At 71.2% G+C, this 25,617-nt stretch carries 24 protein-coding genes, 1 tRNA gene, 2 pseudogenes and 1 riboswitch; of the genes and pseudogenes, 12 read left to right on the top strand and 15 right to left on the bottom strand.

What is annotated here, in order from left to right; all coding sequences use genetic code 11:
• The first annotated feature begins 203 nt into the window (after nt 1-203).
• On the top strand, nt 204-1,208 hold the full coding sequence (locus AMK21_RS00720; protein WP_073873073.1) for an endonuclease/exonuclease/phosphatase family protein: 1,005 nt from the start codon (nt 204-206) through the stop codon (nt 1,206-1,208).
• On the opposite strand, the gene AMK21_RS00715 is transcribed toward AMK21_RS00720, so the two are convergent.
• The 3 genes from AMK21_RS00715 to AMK21_RS00705 form a co-directional block, all read right to left on the bottom strand.
• Nucleotides 1,188-2,207 carry a hypothetical protein gene (locus AMK21_RS00715; protein ID WP_107429843.1) on the bottom strand — a complete coding sequence of 340 codons (1,020 nt, stop codon included), beginning with the start codon at nt 2,205-2,207 and terminating at the stop codon, nt 1,188-1,190. The two genes, AMK21_RS00720 and AMK21_RS00715, sit on opposite strands and share 21 nt — an antisense overlap.
• Nucleotides 2,208-2,614: 407 nt before the next feature.
• Entirely contained in the window at nt 2,615-3,433 is an 819-nt protein-coding gene (locus tag AMK21_RS00710) for a TlpA family protein disulfide reductase (protein WP_073873066.1), read from the bottom strand.
• A 134-nt stretch (nt 3,434-3,567) separates the two neighbouring features.
• The gene (locus AMK21_RS00705; protein ID WP_267893895.1) at nt 3,568-4,116 is read right to left on the bottom strand and encodes a TetR/AcrR family transcriptional regulator; all 549 of its coding nucleotides are present in this window, start codon (nt 4,114-4,116) and stop codon (nt 3,568-3,570) included.
• Nucleotides 4,117-4,553: 437 nt separating this feature from the next.
• Between AMK21_RS00705 and AMK21_RS00700 the strand changes: the two genes are divergently transcribed.
• Nucleotides 4,554-4,787: a hypothetical protein gene (locus tag AMK21_RS00700; RefSeq protein WP_073873060.1), complete on the top strand. Its 234-nt coding sequence runs from the start codon at nt 4,554-4,556 to the stop codon at nt 4,785-4,787.
• 28 nt (nt 4,788-4,815) lie between these two features.
• Here AMK21_RS00700 and AMK21_RS35640 read toward each other — a convergent pair.
• Nucleotides 4,816-5,013: pseudogene (locus AMK21_RS35640) on the bottom strand (hypothetical protein); the annotation flags it as partial.
• A gap of 92 nt (nt 5,014-5,105) precedes the next feature.
• Between AMK21_RS35640 and AMK21_RS00695 the strand changes: the two are divergent.
• The 5 genes from AMK21_RS00695 (at nt 5,106) to AMK21_RS00675 (ending at nt 10,389) form a co-directional block, all read left to right on the top strand.
• Nucleotides 5,106-5,699, top strand: coding sequence for an ArsR/SmtB family transcription factor (locus AMK21_RS00695; RefSeq protein WP_073873057.1), 594 nt, complete (start codon nt 5,106-5,108; stop codon nt 5,697-5,699).
• A 55-nt stretch (nt 5,700-5,754) separates the two neighbouring features.
• Nucleotides 5,755-7,089: an MFS transporter gene (locus AMK21_RS00690; protein ID WP_073873054.1), complete on the top strand. Its 1,335-nt coding sequence runs from the start codon at nt 5,755-5,757 to the stop codon at nt 7,087-7,089.
• Nucleotides 7,090-7,198: 109 nt separating this feature from the next.
• Nucleotides 7,199-7,651 carry a carboxymuconolactone decarboxylase family protein gene (locus AMK21_RS00685; protein WP_234421787.1) on the top strand — a complete coding sequence of 151 codons (453 nt, stop codon included), beginning with the start codon at nt 7,199-7,201 and terminating at the stop codon, nt 7,649-7,651.
• A 113-nt stretch (nt 7,652-7,764) separates the two neighbouring features.
• A complete protein-coding gene (locus tag AMK21_RS00680; protein WP_073873050.1) occupies nt 7,765-8,967 on the top strand; it encodes an MFS transporter in 1,203 nt (400 codons plus the stop codon).
• Nucleotides 8,968-9,204: 237 nt separating this feature from the next.
• The gene (locus AMK21_RS00675; protein ID WP_073873046.1) at nt 9,205-10,389 is read left to right on the top strand and encodes an alanine--tRNA ligase-related protein; all 1,185 of its coding nucleotides are present in this window, start codon (nt 9,205-9,207) and stop codon (nt 10,387-10,389) included.
• A gap of 45 nt (nt 10,390-10,434) precedes the next feature.
• Here AMK21_RS00675 and AMK21_RS36995 read toward each other — a convergent pair.
• The 3 genes and pseudogenes from AMK21_RS36995 to AMK21_RS00660 form a co-directional block, all read right to left on the bottom strand.
• Nucleotides 10,435-11,012, bottom strand: a pseudogene (locus tag AMK21_RS36995) (hypothetical protein).
• Between the two features lie 30 nt (nt 11,013-11,042).
• The gene (locus AMK21_RS00665; protein WP_073873043.1) at nt 11,043-11,885 is read right to left on the bottom strand and encodes an alpha/beta fold hydrolase; all 843 of its coding nucleotides are present in this window, start codon (nt 11,883-11,885) and stop codon (nt 11,043-11,045) included.
• A gap of 191 nt (nt 11,886-12,076) precedes the next feature.
• Nucleotides 12,077-13,513 carry a DUF445 domain-containing protein gene (locus tag AMK21_RS00660; protein WP_234421786.1) on the bottom strand — a complete coding sequence of 479 codons (1,437 nt, stop codon included), beginning with the start codon at nt 13,511-13,513 and terminating at the stop codon, nt 12,077-12,079.
• Nucleotides 13,514-13,700: 187 nt separating this feature from the next.
• On the opposite strand from AMK21_RS00660, the gene AMK21_RS00655 reads away from it, so the two are divergent.
• Nucleotides 13,701-14,942: an SGNH/GDSL hydrolase family protein gene (locus AMK21_RS00655; RefSeq protein ID WP_073873036.1), complete on the top strand. Its 1,242-nt coding sequence runs from the start codon at nt 13,701-13,703 to the stop codon at nt 14,940-14,942.
• Between the two features lie 66 nt (nt 14,943-15,008).
• Here the strand turns inward: AMK21_RS00655 and AMK21_RS00650 are convergent, their stop codons facing one another.
• From AMK21_RS00650 to AMK21_RS00635, 4 genes are all read right to left on the bottom strand, one after another.
• Nucleotides 15,009-15,725: a DUF1707 SHOCT-like domain-containing protein gene (locus AMK21_RS00650; protein ID WP_073873033.1), complete on the bottom strand. Its 717-nt coding sequence runs from the start codon at nt 15,723-15,725 to the stop codon at nt 15,009-15,011.
• A gap of 104 nt (nt 15,726-15,829) precedes the next feature.
• A complete protein-coding gene (locus AMK21_RS00645) occupies nt 15,830-16,867 on the bottom strand; it encodes an ABC transporter ATP-binding protein (RefSeq protein ID WP_073873029.1) in 1,038 nt (345 codons plus the stop codon).
• 17 nt (nt 16,868-16,884) lie between these two features.
• Nucleotides 16,885-17,763, bottom strand: coding sequence for an ABC transporter permease (locus tag AMK21_RS00640; protein WP_073873025.1), 879 nt, complete (start codon nt 17,761-17,763; stop codon nt 16,885-16,887).
• Nucleotides 17,756-18,556: an ABC transporter permease gene (locus AMK21_RS00635; RefSeq protein ID WP_073873022.1), complete on the bottom strand. Its 801-nt coding sequence runs from the start codon at nt 18,554-18,556 to the stop codon at nt 17,756-17,758. Before AMK21_RS00635 ends, AMK21_RS00640 begins: the two co-directional genes overlap by 8 nt.
• A 219-nt stretch (nt 18,557-18,775) precedes the next feature.
• On the opposite strand from AMK21_RS00635, the gene AMK21_RS00630 reads away from it, so the two are divergent.
• Nucleotides 18,776-21,184, top strand: a complete 2,409-nt coding sequence (locus AMK21_RS00630) for a transglycosylase domain-containing protein (protein WP_073873018.1) — start codon at nt 18,776-18,778, stop codon at nt 21,182-21,184.
• 19 nt (nt 21,185-21,203) lie between these two features.
• Here AMK21_RS00630 and AMK21_RS00625 read toward each other — a convergent pair whose 3' ends face one another.
• The 3 genes from AMK21_RS00625 to AMK21_RS00615 all read right to left on the bottom strand — a co-directional run bounded on the left by AMK21_RS00625 (nt 21,204) and on the right by AMK21_RS00615 (nt 22,456).
• The gene (locus AMK21_RS00625; RefSeq protein ID WP_056798402.1) at nt 21,204-21,524 is read right to left on the bottom strand and encodes a DMT family transporter; all 321 of its coding nucleotides are present in this window, start codon (nt 21,522-21,524) and stop codon (nt 21,204-21,206) included.
• A gap of 42 nt (nt 21,525-21,566) precedes the next feature.
• Nucleotides 21,567-21,637: riboswitch (guanidine-III (ykkC-III) riboswitch) on the bottom strand.
• 47 nt (nt 21,638-21,684) lie between these two features.
• A complete protein-coding gene (locus tag AMK21_RS00620; RefSeq protein WP_073873014.1) occupies nt 21,685-22,050 on the bottom strand; it encodes a GroES family chaperonin in 366 nt (121 codons plus the stop codon).
• Between the two features lie 88 nt (nt 22,051-22,138).
• A complete protein-coding gene (locus AMK21_RS00615; protein ID WP_073873011.1) occupies nt 22,139-22,456 on the bottom strand; it encodes a DUF3618 domain-containing protein in 318 nt (105 codons plus the stop codon).
• Between the two features lie 143 nt (nt 22,457-22,599).
• Between AMK21_RS00615 and bcp the strand changes: the two genes are divergently transcribed.
• The 3 genes from bcp to AMK21_RS00600 all read left to right on the top strand — a co-directional run bounded on the left by bcp (nt 22,600) and on the right by AMK21_RS00600 (nt 24,957).
• Nucleotides 22,600-23,067: a thioredoxin-dependent thiol peroxidase gene (gene bcp / locus AMK21_RS00610; protein WP_015608808.1), complete on the top strand. Its 468-nt coding sequence runs from the start codon at nt 22,600-22,602 to the stop codon at nt 23,065-23,067.
• A gap of 223 nt (nt 23,068-23,290) precedes the next feature.
• Nucleotides 23,291-24,787 carry a glycine betaine/L-proline transporter ProP gene (gene proP, locus AMK21_RS00605; protein WP_073873007.1) on the top strand — a complete coding sequence of 499 codons (1,497 nt, stop codon included), beginning with the start codon at nt 23,291-23,293 and terminating at the stop codon, nt 24,785-24,787.
• Between the two features lie 85 nt (nt 24,788-24,872).
• Nucleotides 24,873-24,957, top strand: a tRNA-Leu gene (locus tag AMK21_RS00600).
• 57 nt (nt 24,958-25,014) lie between these two features.
• On the opposite strand, the gene rdgB is transcribed toward AMK21_RS00600, so the two are convergent.
• Entirely contained in the window at nt 25,015-25,617 is a 603-nt protein-coding gene (rdgB, locus tag AMK21_RS00595; protein WP_073873003.1) for an RdgB/HAM1 family non-canonical purine NTP pyrophosphatase, read from the bottom strand.

The following is a 25,617-nucleotide window of genomic DNA, read 5'->3' as shown; positions in this document are numbered from 1 at the left end:
AAGTTCTCCCCGTTTCCGTTTCCCCGTTTGCCCGCGCCCCGGTCCCCAGGTACTTCGGGCCGAGTCGACATGATCTCCGGCTTCGACGGGCCAAATCAAACGCGGGCCCTCTTCGCGCCAAGTTCGCGATGACACTCCGGAACCTGATTCCCTCGGCCACTCGTCCTCGTCCTGAGTAGCAAGGGCCAAGTGGACGGGAAGACATGGTGAAGCGGGCAGGTGGTGACGTGACAGCCCCGGCCGTCGGTGAGGGGCGGCGGGGGGTGGTCGTTGCCGGGGTCGCCGTCGGCGTGGCCGGGGTGGTGGGGCTTCATGGGGTGATCCCCAACACCCCTGGGCGGATAGGGAGTCTCGTCGAATCCTTTCTGCCGTGGGGCGGGGTCGTCGTCGTCCTGTTGTTCGTCGTCGCCCTCGTGCGGCGGTCCGGGGTCGGCCTGGTGGCTCTGCTGCTGCCCGTGGCTGTCTGGGTGCAGGGCTTCGGGGGGTTGCTCCTGCCCGGGCCCGGTGCCGACATCGGTTCGCGGGAACTGGTCGTCGTGCAGCACAACGTCAGCGATGAGAACCCCGATCCGGCCGGGACCGCCCGGGTGCTCGTCGCGGCCGGGGGTGATCTCATCGCGCTGGAGGAGGTGGTGGGGCCTGCTTCGGCCGTGTACGAGGGCGTCCTCGGGGCCGACTATCCGCATCACGCCGTCTACGGCACCGTCGGGCTGTGGTCCAAGTACCCGATCGCGGAAGAGCAGTTGTTGGATATCCGACCTCGCGCGTTCGAGGCGGGGTGGAGTCGCGGACTGCGTGCCGTCGTGCGTGCGCCGTACGGGGACGTCGCCGCGTACGTCGCCCACCTGCCCTCCGTACGGGTCGGAGCCGGCGGGCTCGCCTCCTCGCCGCGGGACGAGAGCGCCCGGAGGCTGGGGGATCTCATCCGGGGCGAGAAGGTGCGGACCGTGATCCTCATGGGGGACCTCAACAGCACCGTCGACGACCGCGGACTTGAGCCGTTGACCTCGCAGTTGAACGCCGCCGAGCGCGGGTTCGCCTTCAGCTATCCCGCCGCCCTACCGCTGGCCCGCATCGATCAGGTCCTGGCCCGTTCCGCCGCCGTCAGCCATATCCGTACGCTGCCCGCCACCGGCAGCGACCACCTGCCCGTCGCCGCCCGTGTCACCCTGGACGCGCTCCCGCCCTCAGGCCGTCCTGCCCCGTAGCGCGTCCGCCTTCGCCACCGCCACGAAGCGCTGGCGCCAGGTCATGTCGGGCGGGAAGTCGTACGTGTCCGTGTCGACCATCCAGCTCGCGTACGCCGTCGCCCGGCGGCACTCCGCGCACTCCGTCTCGTCGCCCAGCGGCCGGAAGAGGTGCTCCTCGGCGTCGGTACCCGCGCACACGATCAGGGCGCGGACCGGCGGGGGCGGCGGTTCCGGGGGCGCTGCGGGGGCGGGAGGCACCGGGCACTTGTGGGTCAGCCGGTGGCCCAGGAAGCCGAACGCCGAGTGCACGCCCTCCTTGGGGCGTTCGGCCAGGAGGGCGTGCCGTAGATCCGACTCCGTCACGCCGCGCTCCAGCCACTCGGCCGCCTTCCCCGCCAGGGCGCGCGCCTCGCCCACCCCCAGCAGCAGTTCGCGGCGGGAGTGGCGCAGGGAGAGCAACACCCGTTCCGCTCGCGCCAGTTGCCTGGGGGTGGGAGCCGTTTCCGGATCCGGAGCCGGAGCGCCCTCCGATTCCGGGTCCGGCTTCGGATGCGGCTTCGGATGCGGCTTCGGCTTCGGCTTCGGCTTCGGCTTCGGGTCGGAGGGTGGGTGGGGTGTGGTCTCTTCATAGTGTTCTTCCTCGGGTTCATAGCCACCGACCGGCCGAGGGGTCGGTCCACCGACCGTCGGGAACTGCGCACCCGGAGGCGGTGGGCAGGGCTGCTGTTCGTGCCGCGCCAACTGCCCGGCCTCCGGCGACAGCTTGGCGCGTACCGCCCCGGCCTCGTCCCGCGTCAGCGGCGTATTGCTGAAAAGTTGTTCCGTCGTCCAGCGGCCGCCGTCCCCCTGGGACCGCCACTCGTGGAAGTAGCCGTGCTCGGTCAGCTGCTTCTTGGCCTGCTGGTACGAGCGGCCCTTCATGTCGAGCTTCCGGGCCAGTTCGCCGAGCGGGCGGTCGGTGGCGGAATCCGGGAGGCCCTGGACGTACAGGAGGAGCACCTTGGCGTCGCTGTTCATCCGCCGCGAGCGTACGACGGTGTGCGGAGCCTTGGTCCAGCCCGAAGGGGGCGCGATAGCATGACGCAGCATTTCTGGTGGGTGCTTTCCACTAGGGGTGTAAGGCCCTCGGTGGGTGTTGTCGCACCTCCGGGGGCCGCCCTCTGCGCACGGTTGCGCACTTAGGGTGATGGCGTTGTCACGCTATCTCGATCTAACCCCTCGCCACCACGCGCACAAGCGTTCGCCTTGTACCCCTGTGCCGTGCCGCTCGCGCTTGAGGTTGTCGCTGCGCCAAAGCACCAGCAAGAACCGGCAACGGAGCGAACGGCCCGCGCCACCACGACTCGGCCTGCATTGTCAGCTCGCCTGCCGGTCGAACCCTTCCGGCGTGGTCGCCCTCGCCGTCCTCCCCCGTGGGCGTAGCGTCACACCAGTACGACGACCAGGCCGGCAGCCGCCGCGCAGGCGATCAGGGCGGCGGCCGCGGCGGCGGGGCCTCGCCGGTCTGCGGGAAGGCCGGGGAAGAGCCGTGAGAGCGCGCCGAGGATCGCGAGCGGGGGTGCGGCGCGCCAGACGTCGTGACCGGTCCTGCTTCCGGCCGCGGTGACGATGCCCGGAAGGTGTCCGACGGCGCGGAGCAGCGGCCTCGCCATGGCCCTGCTGCGGCCATGGACGGTGTTCCCGGATGCCGCCTGCTCCAGGGCTTGGCGCAGGGCCGTCTCGTCGTTGGCCCAGTGGGCGCGGAAGGTGATGGTCCCGGTCGCGTCGATGAGGTAGGCGGAGTTCGGTTTGGGGGTGAAGGCGCGGTGCAGGGTGCCGTCGATGTCGTCGACCGCGACCTCGAAGGGGATGCCGTGGTGGTCGCGCAACTGCTGTGCGTGCCGGTGCTTCTCGGCGGCGGTGGCCGGCTGGCGGATCGCCTGCCCGGGGTGCGCCTCGCGGGTGTGGACCAGCACGAAGCGGACCTGCTCGCCGAACCGTGTGTGGAGTCGTCCGAGTACGGGCACGGCGCTCTCGGTGACAGGGCAGGTTCGTGATCCGAAGACCATGAGCACCGGTCGTCGGCCGAGTGCGCGGGAGGTGAAGCGGCCTCCGTCGAGTGTGGGCAGGTCGAACTCCGGCAGACGGCCGCCGGGGCCGAGGGCGTCGCGGCCGAACGTCATGTCGTCGATCAGCAACCGCGTGCGGAAACGTTCGAAGCGGTAGTCCGAACCGGATTGCTGTGCGGGAAGGTTCAAGTCCATGTGTGCTCCGTGGTAGGGCCGCCCGTTGACTTGACCGTTCGGTCAAGTCGATGGGCAGGGGGAACGGGGCCCCGCGTGGGGGCGGGCGATCCTCTCCGGCCGGATCGCCTACCGGCCGGCCGGGGGAGGCGGCGTCAGGTGGCGGGGGTCTCGATCAGCGCGCGGATCGCCGTCCCGGCCTCGGCGACGAGCGCGGGCCTGTCGTACGCCTTGGCCATGAGCGTGACGCCTTGGAGGTAGGACAGTGCGCGCAGGGCTGCCGCGTCGGGGTCGGCTCCTGCGGGGACGCGCTCCTGGAGTACGGCCTCGGCGATGGCGTCGCGGAAGTACCGCTGCCATGCGGTCAGGATCTCGGCGATTCTGGCTGACGCCTCTCCGGGCCGTCCGGACAGTTCGAGAGCGAGATTGCCGATGGGACAGCCCGGCACGGCGCCCATCCGGTCCCTGGCGGCGGTCAGCATGCCGGCGAATCCGGCGACGAAGTCGTCGATCCGCTCCAGCGGTGGGGCCTCGCTGCCGAACGCCTCATCCAGGAGGGCCTTGAGGAGTTCCCAGTTCGCGTCGAGAACGGCGAGACCGACGGCCGCCTTGGAGGGGAAGAAGTGATACAGGCTGCCGCGGTGCACTCCCGCTTCGCGGCACAGGTCTCCGATGCCGACCTCGGCGAACGACGAGCCGTGGATCAGCGCGCGCTGTCCGTACGAGGCGGGTGCGGGTGTCGTCCGTCATCGGCCCCCCATTTGACTGGTCGGTCAACCGTAAGGCGCGGTTGACCGACCAGTCGAGTGGTAGCCCTCTCGCGGCGAGGTCCATCCAGCGGCCGGGGGCGCTGCCTCCCTTTTCCGCGCTTGAGAGATGCGCCCTCGCGGGCGCGAAAAGGAGGGGGCATCGGGTTTCCATGATCGTGCGACGGCCGGACGCCACGCAAGCCAACCCGCAGCCCGCGACCCTGGTTCTCCGACGACCCGTGAAGCGCCGACGGCGCTTAGCCCGAAACCAGTGCGCCGGACTCGCTACTCCGGACGCTTTCCGGAGGTAGCGAGACATCGGCCGCCCGTTTCTTCGACCCGCCAGGGCGTTCTCCGGGTACGACCGGAGAGAGCGGGCAGGAGGGTCTGTCGTGAGTACTTCAGCGATATCAACGACCACGCCGATCTACGACCTTCTCGTCCAGGAGCGCGGAGACGCCCTGGCCGAGGCCCGCACCGCCTCGCACCGGACCCAGGACGAGGCACGGCGCGCACTGGACTGGAGCAGCGTGCGCATCGCTGCCGCCCAGCGGGAGGAGCGTGCGTTCTCCGCGTTCGGCCTCTCCGGCGACGACGACGGGCGTGTACGGGCCCTGCCGATGTAGGGCCGCCGGGCGGGGACGGGCACTGTTCGCGCTTGTAGTACGACCAGGCGCCCGCCCACGCGTCGGTGGACGTCACCGGGTGGTCGGCGTCGATGGAATGGATCCACTTGGCGATCTCGGTGAGCATCGTCGGCTTGCACGCGGTGTCGGTGACGCAGTCGGCACAGTCGCCGCAGCCACCGCTGCCGGGGCCGCCGCCGGGCTGGAGCCAGAAGCCGTTCATGAGAACCTCCCGCCGCGTCCCCGAGCGTCCCCGGGAGCCTCTCAAGATAGGAAAGACTTATTGCGCAACCAATCCTTCGCATCTACGGTGGCCGTATGCGACCCCAGCGCGAGCCCGAGCAGATCACCGACCTCTCCCGGCTGAAGGCCTTCACCAACCCGCTGCGGATGCAGCTGTACCGACTGCTGTACGCCGCCGGGACCGCGACCGCCTCGCACCTCGCCGAGCAGGTCGATCAGGCCCCGTCGCTGGTCAGTTACCACCTGCGCAAGCTCGCGGAACACGGCTTCGTGGCCGAGGCGAGCGGGCACAGCACGGACGGCCGCGAGCGATGGTGGCAGGTGGCCTCCGAGAAGGGGTGGGGCTTCCGCGACGCGGACTTCACGGGGACGCCGGAAGGAGCCGCCGCCGTCGGTACGGTGCTGCGCGGCATCCTCGACAACCGCTCGGCCCAGTACCGCGCCTACCTCGACCAGGGCGCCGCCTGGGGTGAGGAGTGGACGGACGCCGCCTTCAGCTCCGAGTGGCTCATGGCCCTGACCTCCGCCGAACTAGCCGAGATGAGCGACGAGTTGGAGGCCGTCACGCGGCGGTGGCGGGAGCGCGGCAAGGCCGCGAGGAAAGCGGGCGACACCGAGGGGCGCGAGCACGTGTCCGTGCACCTGTACGGGTTCCCGTTCCGGCCCTGAGCCCGTACGGGCTCCCGTTCCCCTCCTGAGCCCGGTCCTCACCCAGGGAGACCCCGTGTCCGCAGCAGAGACCGCCTTACCCGGGATCCCCGCCGCGCCCCGGCCCGCCCACCGCGACGCCAACGTCCTGCGCTGGCTTGCCGCGTACACCGCCTCGCTCATCGGCGACAGCGTCTACTTCGTCGCCCTCGCCTGGTCGGCCCAGAAGGTCGCCGGGCCCGCCGAGGTCGGGCTCGTCATGGCCGCCGGGGCGTTTCCCCGGGCGCTGCTGATGCTGGGCGGTGGCGTGGCGGCCGACCGGTTCGGGGTGCGCCGGATCGTGCTCGGCAGCGACGCCGTACGGTGCGTCCTCATCCTCGCGGTGGCTGCCGGGGTCGCGGTCACCGCACCCGCGGTGTGGATCCTGGTGGCGCTGGCCCTCGCGTTCGGCGCGGTCGACGCGCTGTTCGTCCCCGCCGTCGGGGCGCTCCCGCCGCGCATCACCACCCCGGACCAGCTGGCGCGCGTGACCGGCATGCGTACGTTGTCGATGCGGGCCAGTCAGATCAGCGGCCCGCCGCTCGGCGGCCTGGCCATGGGGCTCGGCGGCGCGCCGGCGGCGTTCGCCGTGGCGGGGGTGCTCTTCGCCCTGTCGCTGCCGCTCCTGCTGACGGTACGGCTGCGGCCGTTGGAGGTGCCCGACGCAAGAAAGGCGGTTGATGCGGCGGACGTACGGGGTGAGGCGGCGCACGTACGGAGTGAGCCACCCGCCCCCGGCAACGCCTGGCAGGACCTCCTCGGCGGCCTGCGCTACCTCCGCCGCCACCCCCTCATCGGCCCGCTCATCGCGGTCATCGCCGTCAGCGAGCTCGGGCTAACGGGGACCCTCAACGTCGGCATGATCCTGCTCAACGGCGAGCGCGGCTGGGGGCCTTCGGGGTACGGATGGATCGTCAGCGGGTTCGGCGCGGGGGCCACCATGGGGGCCGTCCTGCTCACCGTCGCCGGGCGGCTCCCCCGGGCCGGGCTGACCCTGGCCGGGACCCTGCTCGTGGGGTGCGCGGGCGCGGCCACCATCGCCCTGGTCCCCGCGCTGCCGCTCGCCGTGGCGCTGGCCGCCGCGGTGGGCCTGGCCATGGGTATCTGCGGCACCCTGACCAACGCCCTCGTACAGACCGCCGCGGACCCCGCATACCTGGGGCGCGTCACCTCGGTCGTGATGCTCACCACGGTGGGTCTGGCACCGATGAGCTATCCGCTGGTCGGGGCGGCCATCGGGGTGTGGGGGTCCGCGCCGGTATTCGTCGGGTGCGGGGTGTTCGGGAGCCTGGGAGTGGTCGTCGCGCTGGCCTGCGGGGCGGTGCGGAGGGCCGAACTCCCGGGCTCGCACCCGCGCCCGCCGGACGCGTGACAAGGTCCCACCAGGCGGTGCCTCAGGTCCCGGGATCCGAAAATTGACCCACGATTCTGCCGTCAGAATGCACCCCGCTCCGGGTCGCTTCCGCGCCTACGGTCGTTACATGACCACGTTCCAGGTGCCTCAGCGCATGAACTTCTCCGCCGTCTCCCCCAAGGTGTTCAAGGCCGTCCTCGCCCTCGACGCCGTCGCCCGTGAAGGGCTCGACCCCGTCCTGCTGGAACTGGTGCAGATCCGCACCTCACAGGTCAACCGCTGTGCGTACTGCATCAGTTACCACATCTCCGACGCCCGCAAGGCCGGGGAGTCGGAGGAGCGGATCCACCAGCTGGCCGCGTGGGAGGAGTCAAGCCTGTTCACCGAGGAGGAGCGGGCCGCCCTGGCTCTGACCGAGTCCGTCACCCTCCTGCCCGAGGGGGTGCCGGACGCGGTGTACGAGGAGGCCGCGCGGCACTTCGAGGAGAAGGAGCTCGCTCAGCTCATCGCGCTCATCTTCACCACCAACGCGTGGAACCGGATGAACGTCACCACGCGCAAGACGCCCGGCACCGAGTAGCCGGCCGCCGGATCCTCCGTGGGCGGTGGCCGTCCTGTTCGGCCGCCGCCCGACCCATGCCCGTGGACCGGGCCCGTGGACCGACCTATTCCTGATGAAGGACTGACCAAGCCGTGACCACCGTCGAGACCGGGGTGCCCGCCGCCACCGGCCAATCTCCCCTCAAGGGCTGGCTCGCCGTCCTGGCGGTGACCCTGGGCATCTTCTCCCTGATGACCTCCGAGCTGCTCCCCGTGGGCCTGCTCACCCCCGTCGGTACCGCCCTCGACGTCTCCGAGGGCACCGCGGGGCTGATGGTGACGGTGCCCGGCCTGGTCGCCGCCGTTTCCGCGCCCCTGGTCACCGTGGCCGCCGGACGCATCGACCGCCGCATCGTCCTGGTGGTGCTGATGGGCCTGATGGGCGCGGCCAATCTGGCCTCCGCCTTCGCCACCAGCTTCAGCGTCGTCCTCGTCGCGCGGTTCCTGATCGGGGTCAGCGTCGGCGGCTTCTGGTCCATCGCCGGCGGCATCGCCCTGCGGCTGGTGCCGGCCAAGCACGTCGCCCGGGCCACCGCCGTCATCTTCGGCGGGGTGGAGACCGCGTCCGTCCTGGGCGTGCCCACCGGAACGTTCCTCGGCGACCTCAGCGGCTGGCGTACGGCGTTCGCCGCCGTGGGCGGCCTCGGGCTGGTCTCCCTGATCTGCATGCTCTTCCTCATGCCGAAGATCCCGGCCGGGCGGAGCCTCACGTTCTCGGCCCTGCCGAAGGTCTTCCAGGGCAACGCCGGCGTCCGGATCGGGATCGCCCTCACCTTCCTGGTCATCACCGGCCACTTCCTGGCCTACACGTTCGTCCGGCCCGTCCTCCAGGGCGACGGGGTCAAGGACCACTCGATCGGCGTGCTGCTGCTGACGTTCGGAGTCGCGGGCATCTGCGGCAACTTCATCGCCGGAGCCCTCGCCACCCGGCGGCTGCGGCACTGCGTCATGGGGATCTCGGCCGTCCTCACCTCGGGCATGGTCCTGCTCGCGGTCGTCGACACCGGTGTCCTTTCCGCGGGCGCCGTTCTCGTTCTGTGGGGGCTCGGTTACGGCGCCGTGCCGGTCACCTTCCAGAGCTGGATCCTCGACGCCGCGCCGGACGCTCCCGAGGCGGCCACCTCGTTGTACGTCTCCGCCTTCAACCTGTCCATCGCGCTCGGGGCCCTCTTCGGTGGGTTCGCCGTCGACGGCGTCGGCACCACGAGCGTGCTGTGGTTCGGCGCCGCCCTGACCCTCCTGGCCCTGTTCCTGGTGGGCGGTGCCCGGCGCACCGGGTCCGGGGCCCGACCGTAAATCCACCTGCTGTGGTGGGCCCGGCAGCGCTATCGTCACCCGCATGAACGTCACCGGCCTCACCACCACCGCGACCGCGCGAGCGACCAGCTCGCCGGTTGCCGCCGTCTGACCTTCCCCCTCCCCCGGCGACCGGAAACGGTCCGTCGGTGGTGCCGTGGCCCTTCGGTCCGGCCGGGTGACCGAACGGTCCCGTTCTCCGGTGCCTCCCCGCTGCGACGCGAAGGAGCCACCCCCATGCGTACGGAACAACTGGTCCGCACGTTCGTCGAGTTCTACGAGGAACACGGCCACCGCCGGATCACCGGATCGACTCTCCTGCCGCCCCCCGGCGACCCCGTCCTCTTCACCACGTCCGGCATGCACCCGCTCACGCCGTACCTGGAGGGCCGCCCCCATCCGCTGGGCCCGCGGCTCGTCAACGTACAGCGCTGTCTGCGCACCACGGATCTCGACGAGGTCGGGGACGCCACACACCTGACCGTCTTCGAGATGCTCGGCACCTGGTCGCTGGGCGACTACGAGGGCCCGGCCAGCCTGGAGTGGGGGTACGGGTTGCTCACCGAGGGGCTGGGCGTCGACCCCGGGCTGCTGCACGCCACCGTCTTCGCCGGTGACGGCCGGACCGGGCCGGACACCGCATCTCTTGAGCTGTGGCAGGGCCTCGGCGTGCCCGTCGAACGCACCGTGGAGGACAACTGGTGGTCGAACGGGCCGGTCGGACCGTGCGGACCCGATTCGGAGATCTTCCTGTGGAGCGGCGACGGCCCGCCGCGGTCGACGCCCACGCGCGACGACCGCTGGGTCGAGGTGTGGAACCACGTGACGATGACCCACCGCCGGCTCGGCGACGGCTCCCTCGCCCCTCTCCCCCAGCGCAACGTCGACACCGGACTCGGCCTGGAGCGGCTGGCCTCACTGCTCCAGCGCAAGCCGTCCGTCTTCGCCTGTGACATCTTCGACCCCTGGCGCCGCCTCGTCCCTGCCGTGTGGGATCTGGACGAGCACTCGCTGCGCCTGGTCTGCGACCACCTGCGCTCAGCCGTCGTGATCCTCGGCGACGGCGTGCGCCCGGCCAACACGGGGCGGGGCTATGTGCTGCGCCGCCTGGTACGTCGGGTCCTCACCGTGCTCCGGCGGGAGGACCCCTCGCGCAGCGTCGGCGACCTGCCGGAGGAGCTGGTCCGGCACACGCTGGACCACTTCCGGCAGGACACGCAGGAGATGCGCCCGGGCTATGTGCTCCGCATGCTGCGCGAGGAGGAGGACCGGTTCGGCCGGCTCCTGGAGCGCGGGCGGCTGGTGCTCGCCCGGCCCCGGTTCCAAGGGCCCCTGTCCGAGGAGGACTTCCACTACCTCCACGACACCCACGGGCTGCCGCGCGAACTGATCACGGGCCTGCGGGAGGGTGGAGGGAAGTGAGGGAGTGAGGGCCCGGGGTGCGTGTGCGGCACCCCGGAGGAACCCTCAGCGGTAGTCGTCCGGATGGTCCTGCATCCATGTGTTGATGCCGTCACGGGTCCCGACGATCTCGGAGAAGTACTTCTCCAGGTGCGGCGTCGACCGGTCCTCGCCCAGCTTGCCGAACAGGACCTTCATGTCCGCGAGCGGCTGCTTGAAGTGGCCCGGCCCCTTGGGGTCCGCGCGCATGGCCTCGTCCAGCGCCGTGAGTCCCCGGGTGACCCGGCCGAGGAAGTAGGCGCAGTCCCCCGCGCCCGGCGTGCAGGTCTCGTTCAGCTGGCCTGGAGCGTCGCGAAGGCGTCGCGTACGAGCTCGGGGGCCGGTTCGGCGGGCGCGGTCGGCTCCGCCGTGGCCTCACCGGCCGCCTGCTCGGCCTGATCGGCGTTCTCCACCGGGTCGGCCGACGGCGACGCCGTGACGGACGATGCGGACGGGTCGGCGCCGAGGCCGCCATCGGTACTCCCCTGGGCGCAGGAGACCAGGGCGGCCGCCGCGAGGATCGCAACTACCGTGGCGCGGGGCCCTGTTGCGGTGGTGGTCGTGGTGCTGTGCACGCCGCTGCGGGCAGTCGTACGTACAGGCATGAGGCCCCCCTCGGGTGAGGGGTCCAGACCTTATACCGCCGCCGCCGGGCCCACCTCCGCCAGGAACGCCGCCACCTCCCCGAACACCGCCCCCGGGGCGTCCAGGTGCACGTCGTGCCCGGCGTCCGGGACCACGACGATGCGCGTCCCCGGACGGCGCTCGGCCATCCGGTCCGCCTCCTGCTGCTTCAGCATCCCCTTCCCGGCCCGCACCACCAGCACCGGGCAGCGCACCTCGTCCCACGCGTCCCAGTAGTCGCGGTGGGCGTTCTCCTGGACCGAGGCGACCATGACGTCCCGGTCCACACGCGGGTGCAGGCCCCCGGGGCCCGGGACGAGACCCGCCGCCCAGGCACGGCCCGCCGCTCCCCCGCCGAAGAACGCGGCAGCCGCCTCCGCGTCGGGGAACGGGACCGGCCACGAGTCCAGCCAGGCGCCGATGGTGTCCGGCAGCGAGGGGCTGGGGCCGTCGGGACCCGCCTCGACCAGGACCAGGGCGCGCACCAGCTCCGGGTGGGCCGCCGCCGTGAGCAGCGCGGTGATCCCGCCCATGGACTGGCCCACCAGGACCAGTTGCCCGGCGGGGAGGCCGAGAGCCTGGGCGACCTGGACCACGTCCCGTACATGGGCCGCCCGGGAGACGTCCCCCGGGCGCCGCGTACTCGCGCCGCTGCCCCGGGCGTCGAACGCGACCACCCGGTGGGTGGGCGCGAACCGGGCCGCCAGCGCGTCCCATTCGCCGCTGTGGCCGGCCAAGCCGTGCAGCAGGAGCAGCGGCGGACCGTCGCCGCCGCTGTCGGTGCAGTGCAGGCGCACGGGCGGGGCGGCCTGGCCCTCGCCGGTCACCGTGATCCTCCTCGTGATCGTCCTCATCTGACGCCCCTCCCCTTCGTATTCCAGGGGAGAAGAGGGCTCCCCAAGGAAATCCGCCTCGCGGTGAACACCCGCCGCGCCACGCCCGTAATACCGGGCAACTCCCCCGCGTAAGCCGGGTGCGTACCCGTACGACAGGACGGGTACGCACCCGGAACCCACAGGCTCAGCGAAGGGCTCCGTGAAGCCGCTCAGCCTCCCAGCGCCCGCGACACCGTGTGGATCGCCAGCCCCGCCAGTGCGCCGACCACCGTGCCGTTGATGCGGATGAACTGCAGGTCGCGGCCGATGTGCGCCTCGATCTTCTTCGACGTCTGGTCCGCGTCCCAGCTCGCCACCGTCTCGCTGATCAGCGAGGTGATCTCGGCCCGGTACGTCGTGACCACGTACACCGCCGCGTCCTCCAGCCAGCCGTCCAGCTTGCCCTGGAGGCGCTCGTCGCTCGCCAGCTTGGCGCCCAGCGACATCAGGGACGCCCGGGCCCGCAGGCGGAGTTCGCTGCGCTCGTCCTCGGCCGCCGCGAGGATCATCGTACGGACGGAGGACCATGCCGAGGCGATGACGTCCTGCACCTCACCGCGGCCCAGGATCTCCGACTTCAGCCGCTCCACCCGGGCCCGGGTGTCGGCGTCGGCCTGGAGGTCGGCCGCGAAGTCGGTGAGGAACGTGTCGATGGCGCCGCGTGCCGGGTGGCCCGGCATGTCCCGCATCTCCGTGACGAACCGCAGCAGTTCCTTGTAGACCCGCTCGCCCACCCGCTTGTCCACGAAGCGCGGCGTCCAGCCCGGCGCCCCGCCCTGCACCGCGTCCATCACCGAGTCGCCGTGCTCCACCAGCCAGTCGTGCGCCCGTACGCAGACGAGGTCGACGACCTTGCGGTGGCCGCCGTCCTCCACGACCCGCTCCAGCATCTTGCCGAGGCCGGGGCCGACCTCCGCCGCGTTCGCCCGCCTCGTGATGGCCTCGCCGACGACCGCCTGGACGTCGGAATCCCGCAGCACCGTCAGCGCGCCGCGCAGCGCCGTCGCCAACTCGGCGGTCACCCGGTCGGCATGGGCGGGCTCCGAAAGCCACGCACCGACCCTCCGACCGACCCCCAGAGCGTGAATTCGGTCACGAATGACGTCTCCGGAGAGAAAGTTCTCGCCAACGAAGGAACCGAGGGACTGTCCTAGCTGATCCTTCTTGGTGGGAATGATGGCGGTGTGGGGGATGGGCAGGCCGAGCGGGTGCCGGAAGAGCGCCGTCACGGCGAACCAGTCCGCCAGAGCGCCCACCATCCCCGCCTCGGCAGCCGCCGCGACGTAGCCCGGCCAGCCCTTCACACCTGAGTGTTCCGCCCAGGTGGCCAGGACATAGACCAGTGCGACGAGCAGAAGGAGGCCGGTCGCAGTGAGCTTCATGCGCCGGACGCCGCGCTGTTTCTCCTCGTCAGCGGCGGTGTACGCGAACGAGGCAAGCGGGCCGGGCGCGGCGCCCGTCCCGGCACCGGCACCGGGGGCGCCCGCCGTCCCCGGGCCCAGCTCCTTACGGGCCCCGGTCCGCGTTCCGGACCCGCCTGCCCCGGGGTCCGGGTCCTGCCCTGGCTGCTGCACCGCGTCCTGCTCTCCGGAACCGGTCGGTCCCATGCGCTCCACCCGTCCCACCCGTCCCACCCGTTCCCGGCGTTCCAGCCGTTCCAGCCGTCCGCGGGCCCCTCGCCCCCGCGACGTACGCATTGTCCCTACTTCCCCTACTCCCGGGCCGCACGTCGAGTTCCCCGCGGCCTGTCGCATCATGGGACCAGCACGATCATCACGAGGAGAACCACCGCACATGCCCAGGCGCCAGGGGTATGCCCTGCTCATCGCCCTACTGGCGGGCACCGCCGTACTCGCCGCAGCCACCGTCTTCGGCACGACGCTCCTCTCCGGCCGCCAGCAGGCCCCGTCTCCTCCCGCCGAGACGCACGAGGCGGCCCGCAACCCCGTCGCGCCCGCCGACGTCGGCGGGAACTGGATCGCCACCTGGACCACGGCACCCGTCGGCCCGGAGCCGAACACCGACAACGGCTTCCCCGGCAGCACCATCCGTAACGTCGTGCACACCAGCGCCGGCGGGGACGCCGCACGCATCACGCTCTCCAACCTCTTCGGCGCCGTCCCGCTCCTCGTCGACCAGGCCACCGTCAACACCCGCCGGGTGACCTTCGACGGCGCCACCTCCATCGCCATCGCGGCGGGCGGACAGGTCGTCAGCGACCCGGTCGTCGTGCCGGTCGCGCCCGACTCCGACCTGGAGGTCGGCTTCCGCACCCCGCGCCCGGGCGGCCCGGTCACCTACCATCCGAACAGCCACCAGACGTCCTACCTGGCCGACAGCCGCGGCACCTGGTCCACCACCAGCTGGCGCTACCTGACCGCCGTGGACGTCCGCAACGAGTCCGCACCGGGCACCATCGCCGTCATCGGGGACTCCCTCACCGCGGGCAGCGGCTCCACCACCGACGCCAACACCCGCTGGCCCGACGTCCTCGCGGACCGGCTGGGCGGCCGGTACGGGGTCGCCAACGCGGGCATCGCGGGCAACCGGCTCCTCATCCAGGGCACGTCGGGTCAGGCCGGTCTCGTCCGGTTCGAGCGGGACGCGCTCTCGGTCGCCGGGGCGCGCACCGTGATCGTGGCCCTCGGCATCAACGACATACAGCAGGCCCCGCAGGAGACCGACGCCGGGCGCATCGTGGCGGGCCTGCGCGCCCTCACCGACCAGGCGCGGGCCCGCGGCCTGACGGTCGTCGGCGCGACCCTGACCCCGTTCGAGGGCTTCCGCACCTGGACGCCCGAGCGCAACGCCGTACGGCTCGCGGTCAACGAGCAGATCCGGACGGGCACCGTCTTCGACGCGTACGTCGACTTCGACGAGGTCGTCCGCGACCCCTCCGCCCCGAACCGGCTCCTCGCGGCCTACGACTCCGGCGACGGCGTGCACTTCAACGACGCCGGGTACCGGGCGCTGGGCGAGCGGATCGACCTGCCGTCCCTGGAGCGGGCCGGCACGCGGGAGTCCGACGAGCTGTGATGTGAGAGGGAGGGCGACGTACGGGGACGGGGGAGGCGACGTACGGGGACGGGCAGGTCAGCCGGCTCAGCCCAGCTCCTTGCGGCCGCCGCCTCCCGGTCCCTGGTCCGGGCCGTCCAGCCGCTGCCGCTCGCGGACCGCGCGCTCGGCCTCCTCCGCCTCCTTCAGGCGGCGGCGCTCCGCCTTCGTCCGCTTGCGCTCCACCCCGACGCCGCCCATCAGGGCCAGGCCCGTGATCGTGACGCGCGGGGCCTCCGGCACGGTCTCACCGTCCTCGTTCGGGCCCTCGCCGAAGCCGCCCATGATGCCGACGCCCCGGACGTCCAGGTTCAGCTCCGGCGGGGCCGTCACATGGACGCCGCCCATGATCGCGATGCAGCGGATGACGACCTCGCGGTCCTCGAAGTCCGCCTCGCGCAGGTCGATCTCGCCGCCGCCCCACAGCACGAACGCGGTGAACTTCCGGCCCACCGTCCAGCGGCCCCTGCGGTTGAAGCCGCCCCACAGCGCGAACCCGCCCTTGGAGGTGGCCGTGCCACCGATCCGCGCGGGCCAGTTCGCGGCGGAGCCCCGCAGCGGGGCGGGCGCCGAGGAGCCCACCGGGGCCACCGCCGTGCCGGGTGCCGGAAGGTCCCGGACGAGCGGCTCCAACTCCCCGTGCGTACGGGCCGTGTAGGCCGTTTCGAGGCGCTGCTCGAACTCGTCCATCTCCAGCCGGCCCTCGGCCACGGCCTCCCTCAGCACCTCGGCGATCCGCTCACGTTCCGCATCGGAGGCACGCATGTCCGGACGTTCACCTGTCATACCACGCACCCTATTGAACGCACCCGGTCCCGGCACAGACGTGCAGACCCAGGACCTGCACGCGTCGGCTCACACCGAACCCCTCAGGGCGTCGCCGCCTCGTACATCCGCGCGATCACGGCCTCGATGTCCGGCTCCCGTACCGAAAGGTCCATCAGCGGGTACTCCGCCGCGATCCGCGCCACCAGCGGGGCGGCCGACGTCGAGGCGGGGAAGGCCAGCCACTGGCGCGGGCCCTCCACCCTGACCACCCGCACGAGCGGCCCGGCCTCCGGCCCCGGTCCGCCGGACGTCAGCTCGATCGGCGGGAGTTCGCGCTCCAGGTCCACCACCAGCATCCGCTCGCTCTCCCCCACCTCGTGGAGACCGGCGAGCGAACCGTCGTACATCAGTCGGCCGTGGTCGATGACCATCACCCGGCGGCACAGCTGCTCGATGTCGGTCAGGTCGTGCGTCGTCAGCAGGACCGTGGTCCCGCGCTCCGCGTTCAACTCCTTGAGGAACCGCCGCACTTTGGCCTTGGAGATCACATCGAGCCCGATCGTCGGCTCGTCCAGGTAGAGCACCTCCGGATCGTGCAGCAGCGCCGCCGCGATGTCGCCGCGCATCCGCTGACCGAGGGACAGTTGACGTACAGGTACGTCCAACAGCTCACCGAGGTCCAGGAGTTCGACACATCGGTCCAGGTTGTCGCGGTATCGCCGGTCCGGGATGCGGTACATGCGGTGCATCAGCCGGTACGAGTCGCGCAGCGGCAGGTCCCACCAGAGGGTGGTCCGCTGGCCGAAGACCACACCGATGCGGTGCGCGAGGCGCGTACGCTCCCGGGACGGGTCGATGCCCGCCACCCGCAGCCGGCCGCCGCTCGGAGTGAGGATGCCCGTCAGCATCTTGATCGTGGTGGACTTGCCGGCCCCGTTCGGGCCGATGTAGCCGACCATCTCGCCCCGCGCGACCTGGAAGCTGATGCCGTCCACGGCCCGCACCTCATGCCGCTCCCGGCGCAGCAGACCGGCCTTCCGGCGGACCTGGAAGACCTTCTCGACGCCGTCGAGGGTGATGAAGCCGTCGTGGCCCATGCCCGTACCCTCCCCCACCGCTCCGACCGATGTTTCCAGCATGCCGAACTCCCCTTCCCTCAACTGCCCGTACTCCGGTACGTCCGCAGCGCCGCCCGCCACGCCAGCCCGGCCAGCGCCCCGCACCCCACGGCCACCACCGGCGTCAGGAACGCCACCCACCGCGGAAGGTCCAGCGGATACTCCCGGTCCAGCACGTACAGCGAGGGCAGCCAGCTGACGAAGGCCAGCGGGACCACGAACGTCACCCCGCGCACCAGGTCCTTCGCGAAGATCGTCGGCGGGTACTGGAGCAGCGTCGCCCCGCCGTACGTGAAGGCGCTCTGCACCTGCGAGGCGTCCTGCGCGACGAACTGGAACGCCGCCCCGGCCACGAAGACCGCCCCGAAGACCGCCGCACCACTGATCACCATCACCGGCAGCATCGCCACCTTCAGCGGCGTCCACGCGATGTCCAGGGTGGCCAGCGCGTAGACCAGCACGGCGAGACCCTGGGCGATCCGCCCGATCCGGCGCAGCGCGAACCGGTCCGCCGCCACCTGCGCCAGCACCGGGACCGGCCGCACCAGCAGCGTGTCCAGCGTCCCGTCCCGCACCCGCCGCCCCAGCCGCTCCATCGACCCCAGCAGCAGGTCGCACAGCCCGAACGCCGTCGCCGACACCCCGTACAGCAGGGCGATCTCCGGGAGCGTGTAGCCGCCCAGCGCGTCGACGTGCGTGAACATCAGCACGATCGTGAGGAAGTCGAACGCCGTCACCGCGAGGTTCCCGAACGTCGTCATGACGAACGAGGCCCGGTACGCCATCGTCGAGCGCACCCACATCGCCACGATCAGCCCGTACGCCCGCAGCCCCTCCAGCAGCCGCGGCCGCTCCTCGTACGCGAAGCCGGCCGGTTCCCGGCTCCCCTCGGGCCGCACAGCCACCGTCTCAGCCACCCTGCACCACCACCCTCCTCGTCGCCACGGACTGGAGCAGCCGCCCCGCCAGCAGCAGCGCCACCGCCCAGCCGCCCTGGAACGCGTACGCCTCCACCAGCCCCCACCCCGTGTGCCTGCCGAGGTACACATCGGCCGGGATCTGGAGCAGCGAGGACCACGGCAACAGCCGGGCCACCTCGCCCAGCAACCCGGGGAACAGCGGGAGCGGCAGCAGCATCCCGGAGAAGAACAGCCCCAGCAGCCAGGCCATCTGGGTCGCGCCCGCTCCGTCCAGCAGCCAGAACGCCGACAGGGCGACCAGGTAGCGCACGGCGAAGCTCACGACGACGCCCAGCAGGACGGAGAGCAGGAACGCCGGCCAGATCCACGCCGAGCCGGGGAGCGCGATGTCGAAGGCGAGCGCCCCCGCGAGCATCGGCACCACCCCTCGCCCCATCAGCTGGAACGCCGCCCGGCCAAGGTCCCCCGCCAGCCACCACAGCTGGAGGTCGGCCGGGCGGTACAGGTCCACGGCGATGTCCCCGGTGCGGATCCGCTCCATCAGCTCGTCCTCGAAGCCGCCGCCCATCATGGCGCAGGCCGCCAGCAGGCCCTGCCCGATCCAGACGTACGCCAGTGCCTGGGACATGTCGTACCCGCCGAGCTGCGGGCGGGCGTCCCACAGGGCGATGTAGGTGTACGCCAGGATGAAGCCGAAGACGGTGTTGGTGAACACCCCCGCGGCCGTCGCCGTCCGGTACGTGGCGTAGCGCCGGAACCCGCCCGCCGCCACCACTGCGTACAGCCGCACGCCGCCCCCTCTCCCCCCGCCGCCGCCGGTCGGGGAGGTCCCGCTTCCGGCTCCGGACACCAAAGCGCACGACCTTAGAGCACCGAAGAGGGCGGCCGCGACCGCTTTTCCGGGGTTCTGGGTACGGGAGAACGGGGGAGATCGAAGGATGATACGAGGGTTTCCCGGCGAAACGGGCACTATGGGAGCACCGACCGCACCCGAGGAGCCCTCACCGACATGAGCGACGAGCACCAGACGTGGGCCCCACGGGACCCCTCAGCCGCCTCCGCGAGCCCCGGGGACGACGAGGGCGCACAAGGAGCGCAGAGCAAGGCACCGGGCAGGAAGGGGCGCACGAAGCGCCCCAGGCGGACCGGCTGGCGCCGCCTCTTCCCGACCTGGCGGATGGTACTCGGGTCGGTCCTGGTCGCCGGTCTCCTGCTCGTCGGCGGGTTCTTCGCCGGGTACCAGCTCATCGGGATCCCGGCCGCCAACGCCGGCGCCGACGCGCAGTCCAACGTCTACTTCTACAAGGACGGCACCGTCCTGGCCCGCGACGGCGAGGTGAACCGGGAGAAGGTGAAGCTCTCCCAGGTGCCCTCCGACGTCCGGCGGGCCGTACTCGCCGCCGAGGACCGCGACTTCTACAACCAGCCCGCCGTCGACGTGCGGGCCATGTTCCGGGCCGGCTGGAACACCGTGACCGGCAAGGGCAAGCAGGGCGGCTCCACCATCACCCAGCAGTACGTCAAGAACTACTACCTCGGCCAGGAACGGACCGTCGTCCGCAAGGCCAAGGAGTTCTTCATCGCGATCAAGCTCAACCGCGAGCAGAGCAAGGACCAGATCCTCGAGGGCTACCTCAACACCAGCTACTTCGGGCGCAACGCCTACGGCATCCAGGCCGCCGCCCAGGCGTACTACGGCAAGAACGTCGAAGACCTCACCACCGCCGAGGCCGCCTACCTCGCCTCCCTGCTGAACGCCCCCAGCGCGTACGACGTCGTCGCCCACCCCGACAGCAAGCCCGCCGCCCTGAGCCGCTGGAACTACGTCCTGGACGGCATGGTCAAGGAGAGCTGGCTCGACTCCGGCGAACGGTCGACGACCGAATTCCCCGTACCCGGCGAGGCCAAGCCCTCCACCGGCCTCTCCGGTCAGCGCGGCTACCTGGTGCAGGCCGTCGAGCAGTACCTCACCGGAAACGGGATCATCGACGAGAAGACCCTCGCCACCGGCGGCCACCGCATCACCACCACCCTCGACAAGAAGAAGCAGGACGCCTTCGTCGCGGCGGTCAAGAACAACGTGATGAAGAAGCGCAGCGGCGACCGCGAGCCCGACAGATACGTCCGCGTCGGCGGCGCCTCCATCGTGCCGGAGACCGGCGAGGTCGTCGCGATGTACGGCGGCATCGACTACACCCAGCAGTACGTCAACAACGCCACCCGCCGCGACTACCAGGTCGGCTCCACCTTCAAGCCGTTCGTCTTCACCTCCGCCGTCGCCAACGACTCCACCACCCAGGACGGCCGGCGCATCACCCCGGAGACGTACTACGACGGCACCAACAAGCGGACCGTCCAGGGCCCCCAGGGCTCCACCGGGTACGACCCCGCCAACGAGGACGACGTCGACTACGGGCAGATCACCGTCCGCACCGCCACCGACAAGTCCGTCAACACCGTCTACGCGCAGATGGCCCAGGACGTCGGCCCCGAGAAGGTCAAGGAGACCGCGATCGCCCTCGGTATCCCGAAGACCACGCCCGACCTCACCGCCTCCCCCTCCATCGCGCTCGGCCCCGCCACCGCCAGCGTCCTGGACCTCACCGAGGCGTACGCGACGCTCGCCAACCACGGCCGGCACGGCCCGTACACCCTCGTCGACAAGGTCACCAAGGACGGCACCGAGATCGAGCTGCCCGACCGGAAGACCGAACAGGCCGTCAGCCGCGAGGCCGCCGACACCACCACCGCCCTCCTCCGCTCCGTCGTCGAGGGCGGCACCGGCTCCGCCGCCCAGGCCGCGGGCCGCCCCGCCGTCGGCAAGACGGGCACCGCCGAGGAGGACAAGGCCGCCTGGTTCGCCGGGTACACCCCCGACCTCGCGACCGTCGTCGCCGTGATGGGCCAGGACCCCGATTCCGGCACCCAGACCCCGCTGTACGGAGCCCTCGGCCTGGACCGCGTCAACGGCGGCGGCGTCCCCGCCGAGACCTGGGCCGCCTACACGGAAGCGGCCCTGCGCTCCTCCCCCGCCCAGGAGTTCGACCTCAGGACGGCCCCCGGCTCCGACGAACCCCAGGAGCCGGGCGAGGACGGGACCGACACCGTCACCGGACCGGACACCCCGGACGGCTCCCCCTCCAGCACCTCCCCCAGCCCCCCGAGCGACACCACCACCCCGTCGGCCCCCACCGCCCCCGCCTCGTCCGCCCCACCGGGCAACGACAACGGCACCGGGACCACCGGCGGCGCGACAGGAGATACGGACGGGGGCGGAACGACCGGGGACACCGGCGACGGCGGAATGGGCACCGGCACGGAGGGCGGCGCCGACGGGGACAACGGCGACGGCGATACGGGTGCCCTCGGCGGCAGCTTCATCGAAGGGGTCCGCGGCGCCCGCGACCCGGGCGAGTGAACACGCCCTGCCGGCGCTCCTAGTGCCCGGAGGTCGCCTTGAGACCCACCACCGCGACCAGCAGCAGACAGACGAAGAAGATCCGGGCGGCGGTCACCGGCTCGTTCAGCACGACCATGCCGAGGACCGCCGCACCGGCCGCGCCGATGCCGACCCAGACCCCGTACGCCGTCCCGATCGGCAGGGTCTTCGCGGCATGCGACAGCAGCACCATGCTCGCCACGATCCCGAGGCCGGTGAACACGCTCGGCCAGAGCCGGGTGAACCCCTCGGTGTACTTCATCCCGATCGACCAGCCCACTTCGAGCAGACCGGCGACGATCAACAGAACCCAGGCCACGAGAACCTCCGACGACAACACGCGAGCGCGTGAACGGACACGGATGCGTCGTCTTTGCCTGCCCGGTACGGCGCGTCTCGTCGGGGTGGTTCCACCGTAGCAAGGAACGGCAGGAGTGCCTGGTGACCATGGTCACCAGGCACTCCTGCGCTCGGGAGGCCTACAGATACAGCCCGGTCGAGTCCACCGAACCCTCGAACCGGTCCGCCGCCACCGCGTGCAGGTCGCGCTCGCGCATCAGCACGTACGCCACACCCCGCACCTCGACCTCGGCACGGTCCTCGGGGTCGTACAGCACCCGGTCCCCGGGCTCCACCGTCCGCACGTTCTGACCGACCGCGACGACCACGGCCCAGGCGAGCCGACGGCCCACCGCGGCCGTCGCCGGGATCAGGATTCCGCCGCCGGAGCGCCGCTCGCCCTCGGCGGTGTCGTTCCGCACCAGGACACGGTCGTGCAGCATGCGGATGGGCAGCTTGTCGTCGTGGGTGCTGCCGCGGGTGATGTCGTGGGTTGTGTCGCTCACGCCCGCAACCTACCGTCACCGCCCCGGCGCGCGCGCCCGAGGGGGCTGTGCGGCCCGTGCGCCCCGAGCGCCTCCCGGCGGAGACCGGTCACCCGCGGCGGCGCTTCGAGACGGTGAGCAGCCCCACCACACCCACCACCAGCAGCGCGGCGGGAATCACCCGCTCCAGCCGCGGCGAGCCGTCCACCGCGACGAACTGCGCCTTCACCTGTGACACCGAGCGATTCACCATGACGAACGCGCGGCCGGCCGTGCGGTCCACGGTCTGGGCCGCCTTGGCCTTCGCGTCGCCGATGATCGTCTTCGGGTGTACCCGCACCCCGATCTCGTCGAGCACCACAGCGAGCTGCTCGCGCCTGCTGATGATGTCCGCCTCGATCTGCGCAGGGGTCCTGGCATCCGACACTGCGCCGCCTCCGTGGTCGTGTCTCCGGTAATCCTTCATCTGAACCTTCGTCGACAGTCTGTCAGCTCGAACCCCCGCGCACCCGGCGGCACCCCTATTACGCTCGGTCCCGTCCGCCCCGTGCACCATCCGAGGAGAACCACATGAGCGAGCGACTCAAGCCCGGCGACCCCGCTCCCGCCTTCACCCTTCCCGACGCCGACGGCAACGAGGTCTCGCTCGCGGACCACAAGGGCCGCAAGGTCATCGTCTACTTCTACCCGGCTGCTCTTACCCCCGGTTGCACCAAGCAGGCCTGCGACTTCACGGACAACCTCGACCTCCTCGCGGGCGCCGGATACGACGTCATCGGCGTCTCCCCCGACAAGCCGGAGAAGCTCGCGAAGTTCCGCGAGCAGGAGAACCTGAAGGTCACCCTGGTCGGCGACCCGTCCAAGGAGACCCTGGAGGCGTACGGCGCCTTCGGCGAGAAGAAGCTCTACGGCAAAGTGGTGACGGGCGTCATCCGCTCCACCGTCGTCGTCGACGAGGACGGCAAGGTCGAGCACGCCTTCTACAACGTCAAGGCGACCGGCCACGTGGCCAAGATCATCAGGGACCTGGGCATCTGACCCGGCCGCTCCCAGCTCGGCCTCGCCCCGGATGGGCCATCCGGGGCGAGGCGGCACGGACGCCCTCCCGTACGGCGGCGGACCAGGTGCAGCCCTGCTCCCGCCCCGGAACGATGTCGAGATCATGTGAGGGACATCGCATCGGTCCGTGAAGTCGGTTTGCGACCGCCACGACCGCGCAGAAGCCTTTCCTGGAACACCCTGCTAGGAAAGGACCCGGCCAATGGCGGCCCCCGACCCCCACCAGGCGGCCGACCCCCAAGCGGTCAAACGCCACCCCACGCTCTTCCGGGCGGTCCGCAAGCGCAAGAACCCGAAGCTGCGCCGTACGGACATCACCGTCACGGACGACGCGGCGGTGAAGCGCGCGGTGAAGGCGGCCTCGCTGGGCAACGCCATGGAGTGGTTCGACTTCGGCATCTACTCCTACCTGGCCGTCACCATCGGACAGGTGTTCTTCCCGTCCGGGAACGAGACGACCCAGCTCCTCTCCTCCTTCGCGACCTTCGCCGTGGCCTTCCTCGTACGGCCGCTCGGCGGCATGTTCTTCGGCCCGATGGGTGACAAGGTCGGCCGCAAGAAGGTCCTCGCGCTGACGATGATCCTGATGGCGGTCGGCACGTTCGCCATCGGCCTGATCCCCTCGCACGAGACGATCGGCGTCTGGGCCGCGGTCCTGCTGATCTTCTTCCGGATGCTCCAGGGCTTCTCGACGGGCGGTGAGTACGGAGGCGCGTCCACGTTCATCGCCGAGTACGCCCCCGACAAGCGGCGCGGCTTCTTCGGCAGCTTCCTGGAGTTCGGCACCCTGGCCGGCTACGTCGGCGCGGCGGGCCTCGTGACGGCCCTGTACGCCCTCCTGAACGACGCGCAGATGGAGGCCTGGGGGTGGAGGATCCCCTTCCTCGTCGCGGGTCCGCTGGGCCTGGTCGGCCTCTACCTGCGACTGCGCCTGGACGAGACCCCGGCCTTCCAGAAGCTGGAGGGCGGCACGGCGCACGCGAGCGAGGCGGCGGACGGCGTGGAGTCCACGGCCAAGGGCGACCTCGCGAAGATCTTCCGGCAGTACTGGCCGACGCTGATCCTCTGCATCTGCCTGGTGGGCGCCTACAACATCACCGACTACATGCTGCTGTCGTACATGCCGACGTACCTCTCCGACGAGCTCGGCTACAGCGAGACGCACGGGCTGCTGATCCTGCTGGCGGTGATGCTGTTCCTGATGACGATCATCGCCCAGATCGGCAAGCTCTCCGACCGTTTCGGCCGCAAGCCGCTGCTGATGACCGGCATGCTGGGCTTCCTCTTCCTCTCCCTGCCCGCGTTCCTCCTGATCCGGATCGACGGCATCCTCCCCATCACGGTCGGGATGCTGCTGCTGGGCCTCTCGCTGGTCTGCATGCTCGGCACGATGTCCGCGGCCCTGCCCGCCCTGTTCCCGACGAACGTCCGCTACGGGTCCCTGTCGGTGGGCTACAACCTCTCCGCGTCGATCTTCGGCGGCACGACCCCGCTGGTGATCACGGCCCTGATCAGCTGGACGGGCTCCAACCTGATGCCCGCGTACTACGCGATGGCGGCGGCCCTGATCGGCGTGATCGCGGTCGCCTGCATGAAGGAGACGGCCCAGAAGCCCCTGATCGGCTCCCCGCCGTCGGTGGAGACGGACGAGGAGGCGGCGGAACTGGTCCACGCGCAGGCGCCGGAGCCGAAGTTCTGAGGCCTTCCCCCCTGGGTGCCCCTTCCGGATCAGGGAACTCTCACACCGGCCAGGCCGCCTCGCCCGGTACGATGACATGCGTCTGGCGGCGGTGGTGCAACTGGCGACACAGCAGACTTAGGATCTGTGGCCCGTGAAACGGCTTGAGGGTTCGAATCCCTTCCGCCGCACCGAGAACGGCCTGCGCATCGAAGCCCTGATGCGCAGGCCGTTTTTCCGTCTCCGGCCTACCCCACCAACTCCCGCACCACCGGCACCAGCGCCCGGAACGCCTTGCCGCGGTGGCTGATCGCGTTCTTCTCCGCCGGGGTCAGTTCCGCGCAGGTGCGGGTCTCGCCCTCCGGCTGGAGGATCGGGTCGTAGCCGAAGCCGTAACCGCCCGACGGGGCGTGGCGCAGGGTGCCGTTCAGGCGGCCCTCGACGACGCGTTCGGTGCCGTCGGGGAGGGCCAGGGCGGCGGCGCAGGTGAAGTACGCCCCGCGGTGGGCGTCCGCGATGTCGCCGAGCTGGGCCAGGAGCAGGTTGAGGTTGGCCGTGTCGTCGCCGTGGGTGCCGGACCAGCGGGCCGAGAAGATGCCGGGGGCGCCGCCGAGGACGTCGACGCAGAGGCCGGAGTCGTCGGCGATCGCCGGGTGGCCGGTGGCCCGGGCCAGGGCGTGGGCTTTGAGGAGCGCGTTCTCGGCGAAGGTGACGCCGGTCTCCTTGACGTCGGGGACGTCCGGGTACGCGTCCGCGCCGACGAGGTCGTGGTCGAGTCCCGCGTCGGCGAGGATGGCGTGCAGTTCGGTGATTTTCCCGGCGTTGCGGGTGGCGAGGATCAGGCGCGTCAT

The sequence above is a fragment of the Streptomyces sp. CB00316 genome (assembly GCF_001905595.1).
Lineage (GTDB): Bacteria > Actinomycetota > Actinomycetes > Streptomycetales > Streptomycetaceae > Streptomyces.
Note: the sequence above shows the minus strand (reverse complement) of the source record. Positions and strands in the feature narration are given on the sequence as shown.

Bases quoted from the DNA above. Each gene is read 5' to 3' on its own strand.
- AMK21_RS00720 (WP_073873073.1), top strand. From the start codon at position 204: ATGGTGAAGCGGGCAGGTGGTGACGTGACAGCCCCGGCCGTCGGTGAG.
- AMK21_RS00715 (WP_107429843.1), bottom strand. From the start codon at position 2,207: ATGAACAGCGACGCCAAGGTGCTCCTCCTGTACGTCCAGGGCCTCCCG.
- AMK21_RS00710 (WP_073873066.1), bottom strand. From the start codon at position 3,433: ATGGACTTGAACCTTCCCGCACAGCAATCCGGTTCGGACTACCGCTTC.
- AMK21_RS00695 (WP_073873057.1), top strand. From the start codon at position 5,106: ATGCGACCCCAGCGCGAGCCCGAGCAGATCACCGACCTCTCCCGGCTG.
- AMK21_RS00685 (WP_234421787.1), top strand. From the start codon at position 7,199: ATGACCACGTTCCAGGTGCCTCAGCGCATGAACTTCTCCGCCGTCTCC.
- AMK21_RS00675 (WP_073873046.1), top strand. From the start codon at position 9,205: ATGCGTACGGAACAACTGGTCCGCACGTTCGTCGAGTTCTACGAGGAA.
- AMK21_RS00665 (WP_073873043.1), bottom strand. From the start codon at position 11,885: ATGAGGACGATCACGAGGAGGATCACGGTGACCGGCGAGGGCCAGGCC.
- AMK21_RS00660 (WP_234421786.1), bottom strand. From the start codon at position 13,513: ATGGGACCGACCGGTTCCGGAGAGCAGGACGCGGTGCAGCAGCCAGGG.
- AMK21_RS00655 (WP_073873036.1), top strand. From the start codon at position 13,701: ATGCCCAGGCGCCAGGGGTATGCCCTGCTCATCGCCCTACTGGCGGGC.
- AMK21_RS00650 (WP_073873033.1), bottom strand. From the start codon at position 15,725: ATGCGTGCCTCCGATGCGGAACGTGAGCGGATCGCCGAGGTGCTGAGG.
- AMK21_RS00645 (WP_073873029.1), bottom strand. From the start codon at position 16,867: ATGCTGGAAACATCGGTCGGAGCGGTGGGGGAGGGTACGGGCATGGGC.
- AMK21_RS00630 (WP_073873018.1), top strand. From the start codon at position 18,776: ATGAGCGACGAGCACCAGACGTGGGCCCCACGGGACCCCTCAGCCGCC.
- bcp (WP_015608808.1), top strand. From the start codon at position 22,600: ATGAGCGAGCGACTCAAGCCCGGCGACCCCGCTCCCGCCTTCACCCTT.
- proP (WP_073873007.1), top strand. From the start codon at position 23,291: ATGGCGGCCCCCGACCCCCACCAGGCGGCCGACCCCCAAGCGGTCAAA.
- rdgB (WP_073873003.1), bottom strand. From the start codon at position 25,617: ATGACGCGCCTGATCCTCGCCACCCGCAACGCCGGGAAAATCACCGAA.